At 67.8% G+C, this 22,117-nt stretch carries 20 protein-coding genes; 10 read left to right on the top strand and 10 right to left on the bottom strand.

What is annotated here, in order from left to right; genetic code table 11:
- Positions 1 to 5: 5 nt before the first annotated feature.
- From AC2YHA_RS04675 to AC2YHA_RS04650, 6 genes are all read right to left on the bottom strand, one after another.
- Complete coding sequence (locus tag AC2YHA_RS04675) at positions 6 to 1,415, bottom strand: hypothetical protein (protein ID WP_487400561.1); 1,410 nt, start codon at positions 1,413 to 1,415, stop codon at positions 6 to 8.
- Positions 1,416 to 1,465: 50 nt separating this feature from the next.
- Complete coding sequence (locus AC2YHA_RS04670) at positions 1,466 to 2,314, bottom strand: AAA family ATPase (RefSeq protein WP_487400560.1); 849 nt, start codon at positions 2,312 to 2,314, stop codon at positions 1,466 to 1,468.
- Positions 2,315 to 2,562: 248 nt separating this feature from the next.
- Positions 2,563 to 3,231, bottom strand: a complete 669-nt coding sequence (locus tag AC2YHA_RS04665; RefSeq protein ID WP_487400559.1) for a DUF6975 family protein — start codon at positions 3,229 to 3,231, stop codon at positions 2,563 to 2,565.
- A gap of 340 nt (positions 3,232 to 3,571) precedes the next feature.
- Positions 3,572 to 5,602 carry an RNA polymerase sigma factor RpoD gene (gene rpoD / locus AC2YHA_RS04660; protein WP_487400558.1) on the bottom strand — a complete coding sequence of 677 codons (2,031 nt, stop codon included), beginning with the start codon at positions 5,600 to 5,602 and terminating at the stop codon, positions 3,572 to 3,574.
- Positions 5,602 to 7,464, bottom strand: a complete 1,863-nt coding sequence (gene dnaG, locus AC2YHA_RS04655) for a DNA primase (protein ID WP_487400557.1) — start codon at positions 7,462 to 7,464, stop codon at positions 5,602 to 5,604. Before dnaG ends, rpoD begins: the two co-directional genes overlap by 1 nt.
- Before the next feature lie 50 nt (positions 7,465 to 7,514).
- Entirely contained in the window at positions 7,515 to 7,967 is a 453-nt protein-coding gene (locus AC2YHA_RS04650; RefSeq protein WP_487400556.1) for a GatB/YqeY domain-containing protein, read from the bottom strand.
- Positions 7,968 to 8,063: 96 nt separating this feature from the next.
- Here AC2YHA_RS04650 and carA point away from each other — a divergent pair, with 96 nt between their 5' ends.
- The 5 genes from carA to AC2YHA_RS04625 all read left to right on the top strand — a co-directional run bounded on the left by carA (position 8,064) and on the right by AC2YHA_RS04625 (position 14,007).
- A complete protein-coding gene (carA, locus tag AC2YHA_RS04645) occupies positions 8,064 to 9,236 on the top strand; it encodes a glutamine-hydrolyzing carbamoyl-phosphate synthase small subunit (protein ID WP_487400555.1) in 1,173 nt (390 codons plus the stop codon).
- A complete protein-coding gene (locus tag AC2YHA_RS04640; protein ID WP_487400554.1) occupies positions 9,233 to 9,469 on the top strand; it encodes a hypothetical protein in 237 nt (78 codons plus the stop codon). Before carA ends, AC2YHA_RS04640 begins: the two co-directional genes overlap by 4 nt.
- Complete coding sequence (gene carB / locus AC2YHA_RS04635; protein ID WP_487400553.1) at positions 9,469 to 12,792, top strand: carbamoyl-phosphate synthase large subunit; 3,324 nt, start codon at positions 9,469 to 9,471, stop codon at positions 12,790 to 12,792. The genes AC2YHA_RS04640 and carB overlap by 1 nt, the downstream gene beginning before the upstream one ends.
- Positions 12,793 to 12,869: 77 nt before the next feature.
- Complete coding sequence (gene greA, locus AC2YHA_RS04630; protein ID WP_233782647.1) at positions 12,870 to 13,346, top strand: transcription elongation factor GreA; 477 nt, start codon at positions 12,870 to 12,872, stop codon at positions 13,344 to 13,346.
- A 19-nt stretch (positions 13,347 to 13,365) separates the two neighbouring features.
- Positions 13,366 to 14,007, top strand: coding sequence for a rhomboid family intramembrane serine protease (locus AC2YHA_RS04625; protein ID WP_487400552.1), 642 nt, complete (start codon positions 13,366 to 13,368; stop codon positions 14,005 to 14,007).
- Here the strand turns inward: AC2YHA_RS04625 and AC2YHA_RS04620 are convergent.
- Positions 14,004 to 14,633 carry a carbonic anhydrase gene (locus tag AC2YHA_RS04620; protein ID WP_487400551.1) on the bottom strand — a complete coding sequence of 210 codons (630 nt, stop codon included), beginning with the start codon at positions 14,631 to 14,633 and terminating at the stop codon, positions 14,004 to 14,006. The two genes, AC2YHA_RS04625 and AC2YHA_RS04620, sit on opposite strands and share 4 nt — an antisense overlap.
- Positions 14,634 to 14,698: 65 nt before the next feature.
- Between AC2YHA_RS04620 and lipA the strand changes: the two genes are divergently transcribed.
- The gene (gene lipA / locus AC2YHA_RS04615; protein ID WP_487400550.1) at positions 14,699 to 15,622 is read left to right on the top strand and encodes a lipoyl synthase; all 924 of its coding nucleotides are present in this window, start codon (positions 14,699 to 14,701) and stop codon (positions 15,620 to 15,622) included.
- A complete protein-coding gene (locus tag AC2YHA_RS04610) occupies positions 15,606 to 16,103 on the top strand; it encodes a type II toxin-antitoxin system RatA family toxin (protein WP_487400549.1) in 498 nt (165 codons plus the stop codon). Before lipA ends, AC2YHA_RS04610 begins: the two co-directional genes overlap by 17 nt.
- Here AC2YHA_RS04610 and AC2YHA_RS04605 read toward each other — a convergent pair.
- Genes AC2YHA_RS04605 through AC2YHA_RS04595 form a run of 3 tightly spaced genes read right to left on the bottom strand, consistent with a single transcriptional unit; the run spans position 16,028 to position 18,245 of the window.
- On the bottom strand, positions 16,028 to 16,570 hold the full coding sequence (locus tag AC2YHA_RS04605) for a CinA family protein (protein WP_487400548.1): 543 nt from the start codon (positions 16,568 to 16,570) through the stop codon (positions 16,028 to 16,030). The genes AC2YHA_RS04610 and AC2YHA_RS04605 overlap by 76 nt on opposite strands.
- Positions 16,567 to 17,103: a hypothetical protein gene (locus tag AC2YHA_RS04600; protein ID WP_233782653.1), complete on the bottom strand. Its 537-nt coding sequence runs from the start codon at positions 17,101 to 17,103 to the stop codon at positions 16,567 to 16,569. The genes AC2YHA_RS04605 and AC2YHA_RS04600 overlap by 4 nt, the downstream gene beginning before the upstream one ends.
- Positions 17,103 to 18,245, bottom strand: a complete 1,143-nt coding sequence (locus AC2YHA_RS04595; RefSeq protein WP_487400547.1) for a bifunctional 2-C-methyl-D-erythritol 4-phosphate cytidylyltransferase/2-C-methyl-D-erythritol 2,4-cyclodiphosphate synthase — start codon at positions 18,243 to 18,245, stop codon at positions 17,103 to 17,105. Before AC2YHA_RS04595 ends, AC2YHA_RS04600 begins: the two co-directional genes overlap by 1 nt.
- A gap of 353 nt (positions 18,246 to 18,598) precedes the next feature.
- On the opposite strand from AC2YHA_RS04595, the gene dusB reads away from it, so the two are divergent.
- The 3 genes from dusB to ntrC are packed head-to-tail and all read left to right on the top strand — an operon-like array spanning position 18,599 to position 22,099.
- Positions 18,599 to 19,597 (top strand): tRNA dihydrouridine synthase DusB, encoded by a 999-nt coding sequence (dusB, locus tag AC2YHA_RS04590; protein ID WP_487400546.1) that lies wholly within the window; start codon positions 18,599 to 18,601, stop codon positions 19,595 to 19,597.
- A 53-nt stretch (positions 19,598 to 19,650) separates the two neighbouring features.
- Complete coding sequence (locus AC2YHA_RS04585; protein WP_487401701.1) at positions 19,651 to 20,664, top strand: two-component system sensor histidine kinase NtrB; 1,014 nt, start codon at positions 19,651 to 19,653, stop codon at positions 20,662 to 20,664.
- Positions 20,657 to 22,099, top strand: coding sequence for a nitrogen regulation protein NR(I) (gene ntrC, locus AC2YHA_RS04580; protein ID WP_487400545.1), 1,443 nt, complete (start codon positions 20,657 to 20,659; stop codon positions 22,097 to 22,099). Before AC2YHA_RS04585 ends, ntrC begins: the two co-directional genes overlap by 8 nt.
- The last annotated feature ends 18 nt before the right edge of the window (positions 22,100 to 22,117 follow it).

Here is a 22,117-nt window from a genome sequence, read left to right as displayed (position 1 = left end):
TCTTTCTAGGGCTGGAGCTCGTAGAGCGTCCAGTCGGTTCCGGAGAGGCCTCGCGCATGGGCGCTGGCGACCGGCCGGTAGAGGCGGCCGCAGAGCGGGATGGTCGCGGGGAAGCTCTGCCCTTCGAACCGGTCGACGAAGACGAAGCGCGCCGGCGGACAATCGGCGTCGACGATCGTGAGCGGATAACGCTGGTGCTCGGCGGCGACGCGGATCACGGCAAGGCCGGTCTCGCGGTCGAGCCGCAACGTCGCGCCGCCGGGCGAACGTGCCGACATCGCCCGTACCGCCGCGCCGGGATCGCCGCGCTGGTTGGCGATGAGGATGCCGTCCTGGACCAGGCTCGCCGCAGTCAACGCGGCCAGCGCCGCTCCGGCGGTCCATCGTTTCCAGCGTCCGGCGGCAAGCCCCAGTCCCGTCGCTTCTCCGATCAGGATCAGCAAGGCGGCGCTGGAGAGGAGATAATAGCGCGCGAAGCTGACATTGCCTGCGTGCAGGATGGCGATCGTCAGCGGGAAACCGATGATCGCGAGACGATGGAAAGCGAGGCGCGAGACCCCGAAGCGAGGCGCCACCAGCACGAGGATCGCTACCAGGATCGGCAGCCAGACGTCGTGGCGCGGAATGCCGACGGTATAGCCCGCCATATCGCCGATGCCGCGGAGATAGGCGGGTAGGGTGAAGGGATCGTAGCGGCCGACGGTGAAACCGTTCTCGCTGGCCAACGCCGCGCCGGCGATCAGGCCGAGCACGCCGGCCAATGCGAGCAGCGCTGGACCGAACAGCCGCAGCGTGTCGCGGATCGCGCCCTTCCACCCGGCATGCTTCCATGTCGCGAAGAAAGCCCAGCCGACGACCGCGCAGACGCCGAATATCATGGTGAGTTGCGACAGCGCACCGAGTGCGAAGCACCAGGCCAACCCGCGGCGAGGGTGCGGGATCTCGCCTGCCAGCCAGCGATCCACCAGCAGCACCGCGGCGAGCAGCGCAAGCAGCATCGGCGCATAGCCACGCGCTTCCGATCCCATCGTCACCAGGATCGGCGATACGGCGAACAGCCATGCCGTGGTCAGCCCGACGACCGTGCCGCGCCGTGATCCGATCCGTCCGGCGACCCAGATCGTGACCGTGCCGCTTACGATCGACAGCGCGCGCGTCAGCACCGGCGGTGCGGCGAGGCCGACAAGCTGGAGCCAGAGCGAATTGAGATGGTGGTTGTTGTCGTGATTGATCTTGAGGAACACGCCGAGCGGCGTGCCCGTGTCGTGCGCGAGCGTCGCCGACCAAGCTTCATCAAGCCATAGCGAGCCCTGTGCCGATGCGATGCGCAGCGCCAGCCCGAACACGACGATCGCGCTGAGCAGGACAGGAAAGCGGCGGTCGAGTTCCCCCCTCGGGCCCATCGCAGCCAGCATGCGTCGGTCGGGCGCTCGGTGCAAGCTCGACCGGTAGAGCCGGAATGATGTCAGCGGCCGCCCTGCCGTTTCGCCATGAACGCCAGCCGCTCGAACAGCATCACGTCAGCCTCGTTCTTGAGCAGAGCGCCGTGGAGCGGCGGGATCGCCTTGGTGGGATCGCGGTTCTGCAGCACCTCGAGCGGCATGTCCTCGTGGAGCAGCAGTTTGAGCCAGTCGAGCAACTCGCTGGTCGAGGGCTTCTTCTTGAGCCCCGGCACCTCGCGGATGTCGTAGAACACGTCCATCGCCTTGCCGACCAGGATCTTCTGGATGCCGGGGAAGTGGACGTCGACGATCCGCTGCATCGTCTCGCGGTCGGGGAACTTGATGTAGTGGAAGAAGCAGCGGCGCAGGAAGGCGTCCGGCAGGTCCTTCTCGTTGTTCGAGGTGATGACGACGATCGGCCGCTCGGCGGCGCGCACGGTCTCGCCGGTTTCGTAGACGTGGAATTCCATCCGGTCGAGCTCCTGGAGGAGGTCGTTGGGGAATTCGATGTCGGCCTTGTCGATCTCGTCGATCAGCAGGACGGGCACTTGCGGAGAGGTGAACGCCTCCCACAGCTTGCCCTTGCGGATATAGTTGGAGATGTCGTGGACGCGCGGATCGCCGAGCTGGCCGTCGCGTAGGCGCGCGACCGCATCATATTCGTAGAGGCCCTGCTGCGCCTTGGTCGTCGACTTGACGTTCCACTCGATCAGCGGGGCGCCGACCGCCTTGGCGATCTCATAGGCGAGCACCGTCTTGCCGGTGCCCGGCTCGCCCTTCACCAGCAGCGGACGCCGGAGCATGACCGCGGCATTGACCGCGACCTTGAGATCCTCGGTGGCGACATAGCTCTGGGTACCCTCGAACCGCATCCGTGCCCGTCCTTTTCAAAGATCGGGTATGCAGTAGAGGGTCGCGGCGCCTCAGCGCAAGCGTTTGGTCGGACGGACATTTAGCTCCCGTGCGAGGTAGGAAGCCTTTCAATCCTCCCCCGCCAGGGGGAGGTGTCAGCCGTAGGCTGACGGAGGGGGAGGACGGCGACTCATTATCGACTCGTTTCCGCCCCCTCCGTCACGCTTCGCGTGCCACCTCCCCCTAGCGGGGGAGGATTTGATCCGTCTTAGCGGTGATGGCGGCGGGCGTCGGCGCGGGCCTCGAGCAACTGCCAGAGGGCGCGGTGCTGGGCGAGGGTCTGGCCGGCGCCGAACAGCATCGCCCGCTCGAACGCCGGGGTTTCTGCCAGGGCGGCGACCACCGTCGCGCTGTCGCGGGCGAGGGGGAGGGCGCTTTCCACCACCTGCAGCCCCAGCCGGCGCGCGCCGGCATCGAGGACGTGGCGGATCGCGGGCCAATCGAGCACCAGCGCCATCGCGGAGCCGATCGCGACGCCCGCCCGGTCGGAGCTGGCGAGCATGTCGAGCGCATGGCGCTGGCCGGTGATCGCGGCCTCGCTCTCGGCCTGGCCGGGGGTGCTCGGCAGCGGCCCGGCGGCGGCGACGAGACGGACGACGCCGGCGCGCTCCTCGGTAAAGCCGGTGGCCGCTTCGCCCAGCCACGCCTCCACCACCGGGTGTTCGGCGCGGCCCTGCGCATGTTCGAGGACGCCGGGATGGCGGGCGTGGAGCATGCACCAACAATGCGCGGCATCGGCCAGATCAAGGGTCGCCGAGCCGGCTCCCGCCAGCATGGCGGCGAACGGCTCGACCGCGCTGCCTTCTGCCGAGACCAGCGCGGTGAGAGCTTCCCATGCCTCGCCGAAGCGGGCGCCGTTTGCCGAGGTGAACGCCATAGGCTCCTATCCGAAGTGTCTGCCGGCCGGGCCGACGTCCACTCCTTCATCCGGCACAAGCCTATACCGAAGGACGTAAAAACGCGGTTGATCGCGAATTAATCAAGCGTTCGGAGAGATGAAGAAAGGGCCCGTTTCGGTGGAAACGGGCCCGTAGAGCGGCTCGCGACAAACCTGAATCGTCATGCCGGACTTGTTCCGGCATCCACCTCGCCCATGAAGACTGGCGCTGAGGTCTAGCCCGAACCTCGAAACCGGCGTCTGGCTGCCCGGTGGACCCCGGAACAAGTCCGGGGTGACGAAGAATTGCGGGTCAGCTTTTCCTCAATCCGCTCCCGGATCACTGATCGAGGAACGAGCGCATCTTTCGCGATCGGCTCGGATGCTTGAGTTTCCGCAAGGCCTTGGCCTCGATCTGGCGGATGCGCTCGCGCGTCACCGAGAACTGCTGGCCGACCTCTTCCAGCGTGTGATCGGTGTTCATGCCGATGCCGAAGCGCATCCGCAGCACGCGCTCCTCGCGCGGGGTGAGGCTGGCGAGGACGCGGGTGACCGTCTCCTTGAGGTTCGCCTGGATCGCGGCGTCCACCGGGATGACGGCGTTCTTGTCCTCGATGAAGTCGCCGAGGTGCGAATCCTCCTCGTCGCCGATCGGCGTTTCGAGGCTGATCGGCTCCTTGGCGATCTTCATCACCTTGCGCACCTTCTCGAGCGGCATCGACAGGCGCTCGGCCATCTCCTCGGGCGTGGGCTCGCGGCCCTGCTCGTGGAGGAACTGGCGGCTGGTGCGGACCAGCTTGTTGATCGTCTCGATCATGTGGACCGGGATGCGGATCGTACGCGCCTGATCGGCGATCGAACGCGTGATCGCCTGGCGGATCCACCAGGTCGCATAGGTCGAGAATTTGTAGCCGCGGCGGTACTCGAACTTGTCGACCGCCTTCATCAGGCCGATGTTGCCCTCCTGGATCAGGTCCAGGAACTGCAGACCGCGGTTCGTGTACTTCTTGGCGATGGAGATCACGAGGCGGAGATTGGCCTCGACCATCTCCTTCTTCGCGATCCGCGCCTCGCGCTCGCCCTTCTGCACCATGTTGACGATGCGGCGGAACTCGGCGAGCGCCATGCCGGTCTGCTGCGAGATCTCGGCGATCTCGGCACGGATGCGGTCGACCGCCGCCGCCTCGTTCGCGGCGAAGGCCGCCCATTTCTTGTCGAGGCCCGCGATCGACTGCAGCCACTGCTCGTCGAGCTCATGGTCGACATAGCGGTCGAGAAAGTCCTTGCGGCTGACCTTGTGACGCTCGGCGAGGCGCAGCATCTGCCCGCCCAGCGCGGTCAGGCGACGGTTGAAGCTGTAGAGCTGATCGACGAGATACTCGATCTTCGCCTGGTGGAACTGGACGCTCTCGACCTCCGCGGTCAGCTCCTCGCGCAGCTTCTGATATTTGCGCTCGTCTGCCGCCGTAAGCTCGCCGCCGGCGGCCATCGCGCCCAGCCGCTGCTCCTGCATCTTGGAGAACTTCTTGTAGATCGCGGTGATGTTGGCGAACCGCTCGAGCGCAGCCGGCTTGAGCGTTTCCTCCATCTGGGCGAGGCTGAGCGTATTGTCCTCGTCGTCGTCGTCCGATGGACGCGGGGCGCGCCGCTCGGTCATCGACTCCTCGTCGTCCTCGTCCTGGACCTCCTCGACGTCGTCCTCCTCCTTGAAGGAGGGGCCGGTGCTCGATTCGCTGATCTCGCCGCTATCGTCCTCGGCGCCCTCGACCTGCTCGGCCGATGGACCCTTGGACAGCATCGCGTCGAGATCGAGGATCTCGCGCAGCTGCATCGTGCCCTCGTTGAGCGCGGTCGACCAGCCGATGATCGCGTTGAAGGTGATCGGCGATTCGCACAGGCCGAGGATCATCGTGTCGCGGCCGGCCTCGATGCGCTTGGCGATGGCGATCTCGCCCTCGCGCGACAGCAGTTCGACGGCGCCCATCTCGCGCAGGTACATGCGGACGGGATCGTCGGTGCGATCGACCGTCTCCTTCTTCTTGACCGCTTCCAGCGTCGGGACCTGCTCGCCGTCGGAATCGCCGCCATCGACCTCGTCGACGCTGTCGTCCTCGGGCTCGGCATCCTCGCCCGCATCCTCGTTCTCGACGACGTTGACGCCCATGTCGTTGAGCGCGGACATGACGTCCTCGATCTGCTCCGAGGACATCTGATCCTGCGGCAGCATCTCGTTGAGCTGATCGACGGTGATGTATCCGCGCTTCTTGGCGCGCGCGACCAGCTTCTTGATCGAACCCTCGTTGAGGTCGATCAGCGGCGCGTCGCCCGTGTCCGGAGTGTCGGCGACGTCCGCCATATTCGCCTTGGCCATCAATTTCCCTCGGTACCTTCGGAAGTGTCTTTGTCGTCCAGCATCAGATTTGCAAGTCGTGCCTGAAGCGCCTGCTGCTCTCTGACCAGCGCAATCTGCCGCTCGAACGCCTCATCGGTGAAACGCTCGCCCAGCCTTGCCGTTGCCTCGGCGAGCGCAGCATCGACCCGTGGACGCGCGATCATCACCGCGATCGCCTCGTCCAAGTCGCTGTGCGCGCGGACGTCATCCCATCCCTTCTGGGTGAAGGTGAAGGGCATGCTGTCAGCGCGCAACAGATCTGCTGCGATTTCACCAAAGCCGGACTGCGCCAATATGGTGAGCACGCGCGACTGATCAAGCGCATGATCTTCAAGGGCAACATCGACCACCGCCTCGAACAGCCGCCCGAGCGCGCCGCCGGCGAGCCTGAGCGAGCCGAGCACCTCCATGTGCCGCGCGATCTCCGCCGGGTGGCGGATGAGGCCCGCGAGCACCGCCTTGGCCAGCACCGGGTCGATCCCGCTGGCGTTGACGGCACGTGCGGTGGGGGAGGGCGGCGGCGCCGGCGGCTGCCACTTGCCGGCGCGGGCATCGCGCACGCGCGGCGCGAAGGCGCGAGGCGGCGGCGCGAAATGGGCGTCGAAGCGGCGGCGGAACTCCGCGAGATATTCGGAACGGACGGCGGCATCGCCGATCGTGCCCGCGAGGTCGCCGAGGCGACGTTTCAGGCCGGCGCGCTGTTCGGGCGTGTCGAGCGGTTCGGCGGTGAGCTCGTGGCTCCAGAGGCGATCGACCAGCGGCTGGGGTCTAGTCAGTAGCCCTTCGAACGTCACTGCTCCCCGGGTGCGAACGAGATCGTCCGGGTCGAGCCCGTCGGGCAGCGTCACGAAGGCGAGGCTCCTGCCCGGCGCCAGCATCGGCAGCGCGCGATGGGCGGCGCGGATCGCGGCCTTCTGTCCGGCCGCATCGCCGTCGAAGCAGAGGACCGGCACGTCGGCGATGCGCCACAGGCGATCGAGCTGCGCCTCGGTCACCGCCGTGCCGAGCGGCGCCACCGCTTCCTCGAACCCGGCCTGGGCGAGGGCGATCACGTCCATATAGCCCTCGACCGCGATGATGCGGCCGGACTTGCGCGCGGCGGGGAGGGCGCGGTCTAGGTTGTAGAGCGTGCGGCCCTTGTCGAAGAGCGGCGTCTCGGGGGAGTTGAGGTACTTGGGCTCGCCTTCGCCGACGATGCGGCCGCCGAAGGCGATCGGCCGCCCGCGCGGGTCGCGGATCGGGATCATCAGGCGGCCGCGGAAGCGGTCGTAAGGGGTCTTGTCATCGACGGCGATCAGCAGACCGGCCTCGACCAGTATCGCGTCGCCGTAGCTCCTGAGCGCGTCCTTGAGCTTGCCCCGCGAATCGGGGGCGAAGCCGAGGCCGAACGCCTTCGCCGTCTCGGGCCGGATGCCGCGTCGGTCGAGCAGCGCACGCGCCTCGGCGCCGGCGATGCCGTTCAGCTGGTCGGTGAACCACTGGGCGGCGTCGGCCATCGCCTCGTGCAGGCCCTTGGCCCGTTCGGCGCGCTCGGCGGAGCGGCGGTCCTGCGCCGGCACGTCCAGTCCGGCAGCCTGGGCCAGCTCCTTCACCGCGTCCATGAACGGCAGGCCGCGCTGGTCGGTCATCCAGCGGATCGCATCGCCATGCGTGCCGCAGCCGAAGCAGTGGTAGAAGCCCTTGTCGTCGTTGACGTAGAAGCTGGGCGTCTTCTCGTGGTGGAAGGGGCAGCAGGCGCGCCATTCCTTGCCGGCGCGCTGGAGCTTCACCGACTTGGCGATCAGCCCGGACAGGTGCGTGCGGGCGCGCAATTCGTCGAGGAAGGCGGGAGTGAGACTCACGCCCCGATTCTATCACATCTGCCAGCCCGAGGCCGGTCTGACAACGCGTTTTAGGACAGCGCTGCCTTCACGAGAGCACTCGCCTTGCTCATGTCGAGCGTGGTGGCGTGTCGGGCCTTCAGCTCAGCCATAACGCGGCCCATGTCCTTCATCGAGCTGGCGCCGAGCTCGGCCTTGATCAGCTCGATTGCGTCCTTGGTCTGCTCCTCGCTCATCTGCTGGGGCAAGAAGCGCTCGATCACGTCGACCTCGGCCTGCTCGGCGGCCGCGAGCTCCGGGCGGCCGCCCTTCTGGTAGAGCTCGATCGATTCGCGGCGCTGCTTCACCATCTTCTGCAGCACCTCGACGACCAGCGCGTCGTCGTCGGCGGGGGCACCGCCGGTGCGCGCCTCGATGTCGCGGTTTTTGATCGCCGACTGGATCAGGCGGATCGCGGCGGTGCTCTGCTTGTCGCCCGCCTTCATGGCGGTGACGAGCGCGGTCTTGATGTCGTCTCGAATCATGCGGACCCTCCTAGCGGCGGTTGACGCGCGGGGGGAGGGGGTCTACGCGCCGCCACTTAGCGACATCGCCAACCCAAACAGGAGTGCCCGCCCCCCATGGCCGACGCCAACCCCAGCCGCGCGCCCGAAGGAGCCACGGGCGTTCTCGTACTCGCGAGCGGGGAGATCGTCTGGGGCCGCGGATTCGGCGCCGAGGGCGAGGCGGTAGGGGAAGTGTGCTTCCACACCGCGATGACCGGGTATCAGGAGATCATGACCGACCCGAGCTTCGCCGGGCAGGTCATCACCTTCACCTTCCCCCACATCGGCAACGTCGGCGCCAATCCGGACGACGTCGAGGCCGACGATCCCCATGCGCTCGGCATGATCGTGCGCGAGGACCCGACCGCGCCCAGCAACTTCCGCGCGGCCGAGAATCTCGATTCGTGGATGAAGAAGCACGCCCGCATCGGCCTCGCCGGCGTCGACACGCGCGCGCTGACCCGGCGCATCCGCACGGGCGGGGCGCCCAACGGGGTGATCGCCCATTCGGCGAGCGGGGAGTTCGACATCCCGCTGCTGCTCGACATGGCGCGGAGCTGGCCGGGGCTGGAGGGCATGGACCTCGCCAAGGAGGTCTCGACCGAGACGCATTACGGTTGGCAGGGCGGCATCTGGCGGCTCGGCTTCGGCTATGGGGGGGAGGGCAGCGAGGCGGATCGCCCGCATGTCGTCGCGGTCGATTACGGCAGCAAGCGCAATATCTTCCGTAATCTTGTTAAAGCCGGGGCCAAGGTCTCGGTGGTGCCGGCGACCGCCAGCTTCGAGCAGATCATGGCGCTGGAGCCGGACGGCTTCTTCCTGTCGAACGGCCCGGGCGATCCGGCCGCGACCGGCGAATATGCGGTGCCGGTGATCCGGAAGCTGCTGGAAACCGGCAAGCCGCTGTTCGGCATTTGCCTCGGCCATCAGCTGCTGGGGCTGGCGGTGGGGGCCGAGACCACCAAGATGTTCCAGGGCCACCGCGGCGCCAACCATCCGGTCAAGCGCCTGTCGGACGACGCGGTCGAGATCACCAGCATGAACCACGGCTTCGCGGTCGAGCGCGAGAGCCTGCCGGAGGGCGTGCGCGAGACGCATGTGTCGCTGTTCGACGGATCGAACTGCGGGCTGGAGCTGACGGATCGGCCGGCGTTTTCGGTGCAATACCATCCCGAGGCCAGCCCGGGGCCGCAGGACAGCTTCTATCTGTTCGAGCGGTTCGTGGGGATGATGAAGGCGGACGCGTGACTGACGAAATTTCCCGCTTCCGGATCAAGCCGGAGTTTTTGGAAATGGCGTTGGCAAATTTCCGTACTTCAGGAGCAGAGCCCAGCGCCATTGTCGAACGATCGGATGGCGGGGTCTCAGTTGAATTCCGAAATCTGACCGATGAGCAGGCTTCTGCAATAGCCAAGAACTTCCGCCCAGAGCATTCCGCGATCATTGGCGTGGTCGGCGGGTCGCCTTTCGAGAGCCAATAATGCCCAAACGCACCGACATCTCCTCCATCCTCGTCATCGGCCCGGGGCCGATCGTCATCGGTCAGGCGTGCGAATTCGATTACTCCGGCACGCAGGCGATCAAGGCGCTGCGCGAGGAGGGCTATCGCATCGTCCTGGTCAACTCGAACCCGGCGACGATCATGACCGATCCCGAACTGGCCGACGCCACCTATGTCGAGCCGATCACGCCCGCGGTGGTCGCGAAGATCATCGAGAAGGAGCGGCCCGACGCCGTGCTGCCCACCATGGGCGGGCAGACCGCGCTCAACACCGCGCTGGCGCTCGCGCAGGACGGCACGCTGGAGAAGTTCGGCGTCACGATGATCGGCGCCGACGCCGAGGCGATCGACAAGGCCGAGGATCGGCTCAAGTTCCGCGAGGCGATGGACAAGATCGGGCTCGAATCCGCCCGCTCGGCGATCGCGCACAGCGAGGCGGAGGCGCTGGAGGGGCTGGAGAAGGTCGGGCTGCCCGCCATCATCCGCCCCTCCTTCACGCTCGGCGGCACCGGCGGTGGCGTCGCCTACAACCGCGAGGAGTTCGTCGAGATCGTCCGCAAGGGACTCGACGCCTCGCCGACCACCGAGGTGCTGATCGAGGAATCGCTGCTCGGCTGGAAGGAATATGAGATGGAGGTCGTGCGCGACAAGCACGACAACGCCATCATCGTCTGCTCGATCGAGAACATCGACCCGATGGGCATCCACACGGGCGATTCGATCACCGTCGCGCCGGCTCTGACGCTGACCGACAAGGAATATCAGATCATGCGCAACGCCAGCATCGCGGTGCTGCGCGAGATCGGCGTCGAGACCGGCGGCTCCAACGTCCAGTTCGCGGTCAATCCCAGGGATGGCCGCCTTGTCGTGATCGAGATGAACCCGCGCGTGTCGCGCTCCTCGGCGCTGGCGTCGAAGGCGACCGGCTTCCCGATCGCCAAGGTCGCGGCCAAGCTGGCGGTCGGCTACACGCTCGACGAGATCGACAACGACATCACCGGTGCGACCCCGGCCAGCTTCGAGCCGACGATCGATTACGTCGTCACCAAGATCCCGCGCTTCGCCTTCGAGAAGTTCAAGGGCGCCGAGCCGGTGCTGTCCACCGCGATGAAGTCGGTGGGCGAGGTGATGGCGATCGGGCGCAACATCCATGAGAGCCTGCAGAAGGCGCTCAGGGGGCTGGAGACGGGGCTTTCCGGCTTCAACGACGTCGACCGGCTGGTCGGCGCGCCGCGCGAGGAGATCGAGGCGGCGCTGGCGGTGCCGACGCCGGACCGGCTGCTGGTCGCGGCGCAGGCGCTGCGCGAGGGCTTCTCGGTCGCCGAGGTCCATGCCATCGCCAAGTACGATCCGTGGTTCCTCGAGCGGATCGCCGAGATCGTCGCGGCCGAGGACGAGGTCGCCGCGAACGGTCTCCCGCGCGATGCCGAGGGGATGCGGCGGCTGAAGGCGATGGGCTTCTCCGACAAGCGGCTCGCTTATCTGGCGGTCAAGTCGGCGGGCCTGCGCGACCGCTTCCCGGCGCGCAGCGGCCTGATCCACGAGGCGGTCAAGGCGATGACCGGCGGGGTGAACGAGGCCGAGGTGCGCGCGCTGCGGCACAAGCTGGGCGTCCGGCCGGTGTTCAAGCGCATCGACACCTGCGCGGCCGAGTTCGAGGCCAAGACGCCGTACATGTACTCGACCTACGAGGCGCCCTCGTTCGGAGAGCCCGAAGACGAGAGCCAGCCTTCCGAGCGGAAGAAGATCGTCATCCTCGGCGGCGGGCCGAACCGGATCGGGCAGGGGATCGAGTTCGACTATTGCTGCTGCCACGCCTGCTTCGCGCTGGCGGACGCCGGCTATGAGACGATCATGGTCAACTGCAATCCGGAGACGGTGAGCACCGACTACGATACCTCCGACCGCCTCTATTTCGAGCCGCTGACCGCGGAGGACGTGTTGGAGATCCTGCATGTCGAGCAGTCGAACGGCACGCTGGTCGGCGTGATCGTCCAGTTCGGCGGGCAGACGCCGCTCAACCTGGCGCGCGCGCTGGAGGAGGCGGGCATCCCGATCCTCGGCACCTCGCCCGACGCGATCGACCTGGCCGAGGATCGCGAGCGTTTCGCCAACCTGGTCGCCAAGCTCGGGCTCAAGCAGCCCGCCAACGGCATCGCGCGCAGCCGCGAGGAAGCGGTCGCGGTCGCCGAGCGTATCGGCTACCCCGTGCTGATGCGGCCGAGCTATGTGCTCGGGGGGCGGGCGATGGAGATCGTCGACTCGACCGTCCAGCTCGACGATTACATTCAGACCGCGGTGCAGGTGTCGGGCGACTCGCCGGTGCTGATCGACCGCTACCTGCGCGACGCGATCGAGGTCGACGTCGACGCCATCGCCGACGGCACCGACGTGGTCGTGGCGGGCGTGATGCAGCATATCGAGGAGGCGGGCGTCCATTCGGGCGACTCGGCCTGCTCGCTGCCGCCGTACAGCCTGCCGGACGAGATCATCGCCGAGATCGAGCGCCAGGCCGACGCGCTGGCGCGGGCGCTGGGCGTCAAGGGCCTGATGAACATCCAGTTCGCGGTGAAGGACGGCGAGGTCTACCTCATCGAGGTCAACCCGCGCGCCAGCCGCACCGTGCCGTTCGTCGCCAAGGCGATCGGTACACCCATCGCCAAGATCGCCAGCAGGGTGATGGCGGGCGAGAAGCTCGCCGACCTGCCGAAGATCGATCGGGCGATCTCCCACGTCGCGGTCAAGGAGGCGGTGTTCCCGTTCAACCGCTTCCCGGGCGTCGATCCGGTGCTGTCACCCGAGATGAAGTCCACCGGCGAAGTCATGGGAATCGATCGCGATTTCACCGTTGCCTTCGCCAAGGCGCAGCTCGGCGCCGGCACGGTGCTGCCCGATGGCGGCACGCTGTTCGTCAGCGTCAAGGACAGCGACAAGCCGGTGGTGCTGCCGGGGGTGCGCACCCTCGCGGAGCTGGGCTTCACGATCGTCGCGACCGGCGGCACCGCCGACTATCTGATCGCGAACGGCGTTGAGGTCGAACGGGTCAACAAGGTGGCGCAGGGGCGGCCGCATATCGTCGACCGCATCCGCGACGGCGACATCGGCCTCATCTTCAACACCACCGAGGGCTGGCAGAGCCTCAAGGACAGCCAGGAGATCCGTAAATCGGCGCTTTCCGGGCGGATTCCCTATTTCACCACGGCGTCGTCGAGCGTGGCGGCGGCGCGGGCGATCGCATCGCTCAGGACCACGTCCCTTGAAGTGCGTCCTCTGCAAGCCTATTATTCGCAGTCGCACAATTGATCCCCACAACCGGTGTTAATGTGCGGGCGGCCCGGATGCGGGACGTCTGACGAGGACGCGTTGAAGGAAAAGGGCGAATGGCCACGGTCGAGAAAATGCCGATGCTGGCGGAGGGCTATGAGAAGCTCACCGCCGATTTGAAGCGCCTCAAGGAAGAGCGTCCGCAGATCGTCGACGCGATCGAGGAAGCGCGCGCGCACGGCGATCTCTCCGAAAACGCGGAGTATCACGCGGCCAAGGAGCGCCAGGGCCAGATCGAGGCATCGATCGCCGACATCGAGGACAAGCTCAGCCGCGCGCAGATCATCGACCCGACCGAGCTGTCGGGCGACAAGGTGGTGTTCGGCGCGACGGTGACCTTGCTCGACGAGGACGACAAGCCGGTGCGCTACCAGATCGTCGGCCAGACCGAGGCGGACGCCAAGACCGGCCGCATCAGCTACAACTCGCCGCTCGGCCGCGCGCTGATCGGGCGCAAGGTGGACGACGAGGTCGAGGTGACGGTGCCGTCGGGCGACCGCTACTATCTCGTCTCGAAGATCGAGTTCATCTGACGCCTGTCCGGCGGCGATGATGGGCGGCAACCTGCGCGTCGCTCCGGTCACCTGGGCGATCGTGGCGGTGACGGTTGCCGTCAGCTTGCTCGCCCAATGGACGATCGGCAACGTCAACGCGGCGCTCTACGCCGGCTTCGTGCCGGGGCGGGCGAGCTTGGGTTTCGCGGGTGATATCCCGGGCCTGTTTCCGGTCATACTGACGCCGCTCAGTGCGACGCTGATCCATGGCGGCCTGCTTCATCTGGCCATGAACATGGCGATGCTGGTCGCGACCGGCACACTCACCGAACGCGCGATTGGCGGGCGCGGGATGGTCGTGCTCTATCTGGTCGGTGCCTATGCGGCAGCGGCGGGGCAATGGTTGGGCGATCCCTCCTCCCCGGTGCCGATGGTGGGGGCGAGCGGGGCGATCTCCGCGGTCATCGGCGCCTCGTCGCTCTTCTACGGGCGATCCAGGGCGCGGGCGATCGGGCCGGTCCCGGCCGGCGCGGTGCACATGCTGTGGCTGCTCGCGGCGTGGACGGTGCTCAATTTCGCCTTTGCCCTCATTCTCGCCAATGCCGGAGTCGGCATCGCCGTCGCCGCGCATATTGGCGGGTTCGTCGCCGGCCTGGCGCTGGCGCGGCCGCTGCTGATGTGGCGGTGGCGGGGGGCTTAAGCCGGCGCGAACTCGCCGCGGTCGTCCATCACCCACAAGATGCCGTCGCGGATCGCGAAATAGGCGCCGCGCAGCGTAAGCCTGCCCGCCGCCTCGCGCTCGGGGATGCAAGGGAAGGTCCGGAGATTGGCGATCGAGACGCGGACCGTCTCCAGCTCCATCGCGCGCACCGCCTCCGGTGTGTTGCCGAACTCGGCGAGGATACGGTCGCGCGCCTCGTCGAGCAGGTCGACCCAGTGCGCGATGAAGCCGCCTTCGCCCGGCGGGGACCCCTCGAACCGGCGCGAGAGCGCGGCCGCGACGCCGCCGCACATGCCATGGCCCATCACCACGATCTCGCTCACCTCGAGCTGCGTCACCGCGAACTCGAGCGCCGCCGAGACGCCGTGGCGGCCGCCGCCGATCTCGAACGGCGGCACCAGGTTCGCGATGTTGCGCACGACGAAGATTTCGCCGGGCGAGACATCGAAGATCTGCGAAGGATCGACTCGGCTGTCCGAGCAGGCGATCACCATGACCTTGGGGCTCTGGCCCTCCGAGAGGCGGGCCCAGCGGTCGCGCTGTTGGGACCAGCCGCGCGCGCGGAAACGGTAATAACCTGCGATGAGATCGTAGAATTCGCTCATGACCCGTCTCTTGCACCGCTGCTCGGGGCTGGCAAGCCGGACGCAGCGTCGCTATCTGGCCCTTCATGAACGACATGTCCCCGCTCGCCCGGGAGCCGCGCCAGCGCAAGCCCGACTGGATCCGCGTCAAGGCCCCGACCTCTGCCGGTTTCGCGGCGACCCGCGCCCTGATGCGGGCGAAGAGCCTGACCACCGTCTGCGAAGAGGCGGCCTGTCCGAACATCGGCGAGTGCTGGACCAAGAAGCACGCGACGGTGATGATCCTGGGCGACACCTGCACGCGGGCCTGCGCCTTCTGCAACGTCAAGACCGGGATGCCGCGTCGCGTCGATCCGATGGAGCCGCAGAACGTCGCCGATGCCGCCGCGCAGATGGGGCTGCAGCACATCGTCGTCACCTCGGTCGACCGCGACGACCTGCCCGACGGCGGCGCCAGCCAGTTCGTCAAGGTGATCGAGGCGATCCGTCGCACCAACCCCACCACCACGATCGAGATCCTGACCCCCGACTTCCGCAACAAGCATGAAGCGGCGGTCGAGGCGATCGTCGCGGCTCGGCCCGACGTCTACAACCACAATCTGGAGACGGTGCCGAGGCTCTATCCGACCATCCGGCCGGGCGCGCGCTACTATGCCTCGCTCAGGCTGCTGGAGAGCGTCAAGAAGCTCGATCCGTCGATCTTCACCAAGTCGGGCATCATGCTGGGGCTCAGTGAGGAGCGGCTCGAAGTCCATCAGGTGATGGACGACATGCGCTCGGCCGACGTCGATTTCCTGACGATGGGCCAATATCTCCAGCCGACGCCGCGCCATGCCAAGGTCGCCGACTTCGTGACGCCGCAGGCGTTCGACGCCTATGCCGCGATCGCGCGGGCCAAGGGATTCCTGCTGGTCGCGTCCTCGCCGCTGACGCGGTCGAGCTATCACGCCGGCGACGATTTCGAGCGGCTGCGCGTGGCGCGCGAGGCGAAGCTTGCCCAAGCACGCTGAGACCCGGCAGCTTCCCTACACGCCGGAGCAGATGTTCGACCTGGTGGCCGACGTCGGCCGCTATGCCGAGTTCCTGCCCTGGGTGACCGCGATCCGCGTGCGCTCCGAGAGCGCGACACAGATGGTCGCGGACATGATCGTCGGGTTCAAGGGACTGCGCGAGACCTTCACCTCCAAGGTGGAGAAGGTGCGGCCGGAGCATATCCACGTCGATTATCTCGAAGGGCCGCTCAAGTATCTCCACAACGACTGGCGCTTCCGTCCGGACGGACAAGGGGGGACGCTGGTCGAGTTCGCGGTCGATTTCGCTTTCAAGAACCGGGTATTCGAGATGCTCGCGGGGCAGGTGTTCGACCGGGCGCTCAGGAAGATGATCGGCGCGTTCGAGGCGCGGGCGGCCGTGCTCTACGGCGCCGGCACCTCGACCTCCGGCGCGAGCGCGCCTGGCAGCAGCAAGGACAATGCGCACAACGCCGCCTGAAGCCTGACGCCACCACGGCCGAGGTTGCCGAACTCGCGCGTATCCGCCACGACATGATCCGGGTCCGCGCCCTTCTCGGCACGGGCGAAGACGACCGTGCCGACCGGCTTTTTCTCGCTGCCGCCGCCAGGCCCGGCAATGCCGGTAATCGCGACCGCCACATCGGCCCCGGTCGCTTCCAGCGCGCCCTGCGCCATCTGCCAGGCGACCGCGACCGAAACGGCGCCGAAGGTCTCGATCACTTCGTTGCCGACCTTGACCAGCCGGGTCTTGGCCTCATTGGAATAGGTGACGAGGCCCCCCTCGAACACGTCGGACGAGCCCGCGATCTCCGTCAGCGCGGCGGAGACGAGGCCGCCGGTGCAGCTTTCCGCGACGGCGACGCGGCGGCCGGCGGCGCGGTTGGCGTCGATCACCTGGCGCGCAGCCTCGACCAGCTCGGCGGGGAGAAGCGTGTCGATGCTCATGGCCTGGCCGCCCCCGGCTGACAGATGACGAACCCGCCGGCCGGCGGGTTCTTGCGCTGGGCGAGCTCGGCGACGGTCACGATTAGCGAGACGGTGTTCTGCGCCGGCAGCGGATCGATCAGCGACAGCAGCCGGTCGATCGAGGCGCAGTCGGCGGGCTTCAGGTCCTTGACCAGCAGCGGAGCGAGCAGCGATCCGACCAACGGCCGGGCGAAATCGTTCTGCAGCATCTGCGCACTGTCGGGCGGCAGCAGCTTGCCAAGCGCCGCGCGGGCAATCGGCCAGGCGCCGTCGCCTCCTACGGCATATTTGGCGGCGAGCCGGTCGGCTGGGCGGCGGAGATAGGCGCCCGCCGGCAGCGACGGCGCACACATCGAGGCGGTGAGGCGGATGAGATCGGGCGCGACGGTGGCCACCACCGCCTCGGCCTCACGCGGAGAGACGCAGACGGTGGCCGGAGCAGCCTGCGCGGCGGTCGCGGCGAACGCGCCCGTCCAGAGCGCGGCAAGCGCAGCGAACGATTTGAACGGCATCAACGGACTCCTGGGACCCGGACGGTCGCAATGGCCTGTGCGGCGATCCCCTCACGCCGGCCGGTGAACCCCAGCCTTTCGGTGGTGGTGGCCTTCACCGAAACCTGACGCTCGTCAAGCCGCAAGAGCGTCGCGATGCGCGTCCGGATCGTCGAACGGTGGGGGCCGACCTTGGGCTCCTCGCAGATGAGGGTGAGGTCGACGAAGTCGATCATGCCGCCCTCGGCGCGGACCAGATCGGCGGCATGCTCGAGGAACTGGCCCGAGGCGGCGCCGCGCCATTGCGGATCGCTGGGCGGGAAATGGGTGCCGATGTCGCCCGCGCCGATCGTGCCGAGCAGTGCGTCGGTGATGGCGTGGAGTGCGACGTCGGCGTCGCTGTGGCCGGAGAGGCCGCGGTCGTGAGGGATCAGCACGCCGCCGAGCCACAGCTCCTCGCCGGCTTCTAGCCGATGGACGTCGAAGCCGGTGGCGCTGCGCGAGATCAGGCTCGCGCCGAGTCGCGCCTCCGCGGCGACGAGGTCGGCGGGGTAGGTGAGCTTTTCGAGCATCGGATGTCCTTCGACCATCGCGACGTCGTGGCCGGCGGCCCGGAGCACCTGGGCGTCGTCGGTGGCCTCGGCGTCGTCGGGCCAGGCGGTGTGGGCATCGACGATCGCAGCATAATCGAACGCCTGCGGAGTCTGAACCCGGTGGAGGCCGGCGCGGGGGACGGTGGCGCCGAGCGATTCGTCGCCGAGCGCTAACGTGTCGGCGACCGGCAGCACCGGGACAGCACCGAGCGCGCGGTCGAGGGCCGATGTCAGGCGATCGACGACCTCGGCAGGAAGGAAAGGGCGGGCGGCGTCATGGATGAGGACGCGGTCGACGCCTTCCAGCGCGGCCAGGCCGGCGCGGACCGACTCGCGCCGGGTGGCGCCGCCGGTGACAAAGCGGACGTTCGGAGCGGCGGCGCGGAGTTGATTCTCCTGGCCTTCGCCGATCACGACGAGCAGCTCGTCGATCGCGGGATGCGCGCGGAAAGCAGCGATGCTGTGCGCCACCACCGGCTTGCCGCCGAGAAGGGCGAATTGCTTGGGCGTGTCGCCGCCAAGGCGCGATCCGGTGCCGGCGGCGACGATGAGGGCGGCGGTTCGTGCCATGCGCGGGCGCCTAGCCGATGCGCGAGGCAGGCGCCAATAGGTTGGTTCACGCGAAGGCGCGAAGACGCGAAGAAGAAGGAAGGTTTTGTGCGCGCAGAGCGCAGAGAGCTCAGAGGTGATTCGTTTGCAGTCCCGTCTCGCGTTAGCGAGACATTCAACCCTTGATGCGCAACAAGCTTGAAGGCCGCTGGCGCGGCCGGATGTGCGACAAGCGACGTAACCTCTGCGCTCTCTGCGCCTCTGCGCGAAAATCCTTCTTTTCCTTTCTTCTTCGCGTCTTCGCGTGAACCCCTTCTTCCTTGCCAATCCGCACTTGTCGCACTATCGGCTCATGCCTAATTTTCAGGCACATCATGCAGACGCTCGCCCCCATCCAGATCGGACCCGTCCGGATCGACACTCCCGTGCTGCTCGCGCCGATGACGGGGGTGACCGACCTGCCGTTCCGCCGTGTCGTGCGGCGGCACGGGTCGGGGCTCAACGTCACCGAGATGATCGCCAGCCAGGCGGCGATCCGCGAGACGCGGCAGTCGATCCAGAAGGCGCTATGGGATCCGATCGAGGATCCGGTGTCGATGCAGCTGGTCGGCTGCACGCCCTATGAGATGGGCGAGGCGGCGAAGCTGGCGGAAGACAAAGGCGCCGCGATCGTCGACATCAACATGGGCTGCCCGGTGCGTAAGGTCACCAACGGCGACGCGGGATCGGCGCTGATGCGCGACCTCAAGCTCGCCGCCGAGCTAGTCGATGCGGTGGTGAAGGCGGTGAAGGCACCGGTGACGCTCAAGATGCGGATGGGCTGGGACCATTCGAGCCTCAACGCGCCCGAGCTCGCGCGCATCGCCGAAGACCTTGGCGTCAAGATGGTGACGGTCCACGGGCGCACCCGCAACCAGATGTACAAGGGCTCGGCCGACTGGGCTTTCGTGCGCAAGGTCAAGGATGCGGTGGCGATCCCGGTCATCATCAACGGAGACATCTGCTCGATCGAGGATGCGCGGACCGCGCTCGACCAGTCGGGCGCGGACGGGGTGATGATCGGCCGCGGCGCCTATGGCCGGCCGTGGCTGCTCCGGCAGGTGATGGACGCGCTGGAAGGCCGCACGCCGCGTGCCGACCCGAGCCTCGACGAACAATATTCAACGATCATCGAGCATTATGACGAAATGCTGAACCTCTATGGCAAGGAGGTCGGCACCAATGTCGCGCGCAAGCATATCGGCTGGTACACGCGCGGCCTCCACGGATCGGCCGAGTTCCGCAACCGCGTCAACCAGGAGCCGGACCCCGAGGTGGTGAAGGCTATGCTTGCCGAATTCTACGCGCCGTGGACCACGCGCGCCGCCGCGTGAGCTCCGACGAGCCAGGTTTCGCGGAGCTGTTCGCGGCATTGCCGGTGGCGGCGATGCTGGTCGATCCCGAGGGGCGGATCGCGCGCGCCAATGCCGCGTGCGAGACTCTGCTCAATTTCTCCGAGCGCGCAATGGTGGGACAGGACGTCGACGTGCTGGTCCGCTTCCCCGAGGCGCAGGCCGACCGGCGGCGCGGACGGATGTTTGCGGCCTATGACGTCGACGTGGGGATCGGTCGGGTCGGGCGGTTGCGCGTCGACCTGCTCGAGAGCGAGGTGCCGGACCGGCCGGGCTGGCGGATCGTGACGATCCGGCAGAGCCCGGCGGCGCGCGGGCACACCACCGATCGCGCCGCGGGCGCGCGGGCGGCGATCGGCGCGGCGGCGATGCTGGCGCACGAGATCAAGAACCCGCTGTCTGGCATCCGCGGCGCCGCGCAGCTGCTCGCCGAGGGCGACGGGGCAGGGGAGCTCACCACGCTGATCACCACCGAGGTCGATCGCATCGCGGCCCTTATCGATCGGATGCAGGACTTCACCGATACACGGCCGCTAACGCTCGCGCCGACCAATATCTATCCGCTGCTGGGCCATGCGCGGCGGGTGGCGCTGGCGGGGTTCGGGCGAGGGGTGGCGCTGGACGAGCGGTTCGATCCGTCGCTGCCGCCGGCGCTGGTCGACGGCGATGCGCTGCTGCAGGTGGTGCTCAACCTGCTCAAGAATGCCTGCGAGGCGGTGAGCGAGGTGGCGGCGCCGCGCGTCACCGTCACCACCGCCTATCGCCATGGCATGTCGGCGAGCGCTGCGCCGGGCAGGCCGCGCCAGCCGTTGCCGATCGAGCTCACCGTGATCGACAACGGTCCCGGCGCGCCCCCGGATATCGCCGAGCACCTGTTCGAGCCGTTCGTGTCGGGCAAGGCGGAAGGGCGGGGGCTTGGCCTGCCGCTGGTCGAGAAGCTGGTGCGCGACATGGGCGGGATCGTCCAATATGCGCGCGAATATATCCGGGAGGGCGAGCCGGAGATGACGGTGTTCCGCGTATTGCTGCCGAGAGCCAAAAATGACTGAGGGCCATATCCTCGTCGTCGACGACGACGCCGCGATCCGCACGGTCGTCGGCCAGGCGCTGCGGCGGAAGGGGCATCGCGTCACCACCGCGGCGAGCCTGGCCGAGCTCAGGCGGGCGCTGGCGGGCGAGCTGCCCGACGTGCTCGTCACCGACGTGGTGCTGCCCGACGGCGACGGCATCGCGATGGTGCCGGAGGTGCTGGCCGAACATCCGCGGCTGCCGGTGATCGTGCTGTCGGCACAGAACACGCTCTCCACCGCCGTGCGCGCCAATGAGGCGGGGGCGTACGACTATCTTCCCAAGCCGTTCGACCTCGACGCGCTGAGCCAGGCGGTGGCGAGCGCGCTCGCGCGCGGGCGGCGAGGGCCGAGCGACGTCATGGCGCCGGCCGAGGAAGCGGTACCGATGATCGGCCGCTCGCCGGCGATGCAGGAGGTCTATCGGATCATCGCGCGGGTGGTCTCCAATGATCTCACTGTGCTGGTGTCGGGCGAGTCCGGGACGGGCAAGGAGCTGGTCGCGCGGGCGATCCACGACCTGGGGCCGCGGCGGCAGGCGCCGTTCGTCGCGCTCAACATGGCGGCGATCCCGCGCGAGCTGATCGAGGCCGAGCTGTTCGGGCACGAGCGCGGCGCCTTCACCGGCGCGGCGGCACGCAACGCCGGGCGATTCGAGCAGGCGGCGGGCGGCACCTTGTTCCTCGACGAGATCGGCGACATGCCGATGGAGGCCCAGACGCGGCTGCTGCGCGTGCTCCAGTCGGGCGAGTTCACCACCGTCGGCGGCGCGCGGACGATCCGCGCGGACGTGCGCATCGTCGCGGCGACCAACCGCGACCTTGCCGCGCTGGTGGCTGCGGGGGGCTTCCGCGAGGATCTCTACTACCGGCTCAACGTGGTGCCGGTGACGCTGCCGGCCTTGCGCGAGCGGCGGCAAGACATCGCGCTGCTTGCCCGCCATTTCCTCGATCGCGCCGCGGAGGACGGGCTGCCGCGCAAGCAAATCGGACCGGACGGGATCGCCGCGCTGGAGGCGTATGACTGGCCGGGCAACGTGCGCGAGCTCGAGAATCTGATGCGCCGGCTCGCCGCATTGAGCCGCGACGAATTGATCGGAGCGGCCGAGATCGCGGCGATGCTGAACGGCGGCCCGGTTGCCGGCGCTGCCATCGATCCGGAGATCGAGGCGGCGGTGCGCGGCCGGCTGGCGGCGATCGCGCGTGAGGAGCCGGCGCGGCTCGACGACGGCACGCTCTACGACCGCATCATCGCCGAGGTCGAGCGGCCGCTGATCGCGGCGATGCTGGAGCGGCACGGCGGCAACCAGCTGCGCGCGGCGCGGGCGCTCGGAATCAACCGGAACACGTTGCGCAAACGGCTCACCGACCTCGGGCTGACGGGCGACATGCGGTCAGGCGGACCGGATCCGCGTTAACTGTCACGATTCTGTGTT

The organism is Sphingomonas sp. SRI_018 (assembly GCF_057586275.1).
The sequence above is the reverse complement of the archived record's forward strand: the minus strand, read 5'-3'. Positions and strand labels throughout refer to the sequence as shown.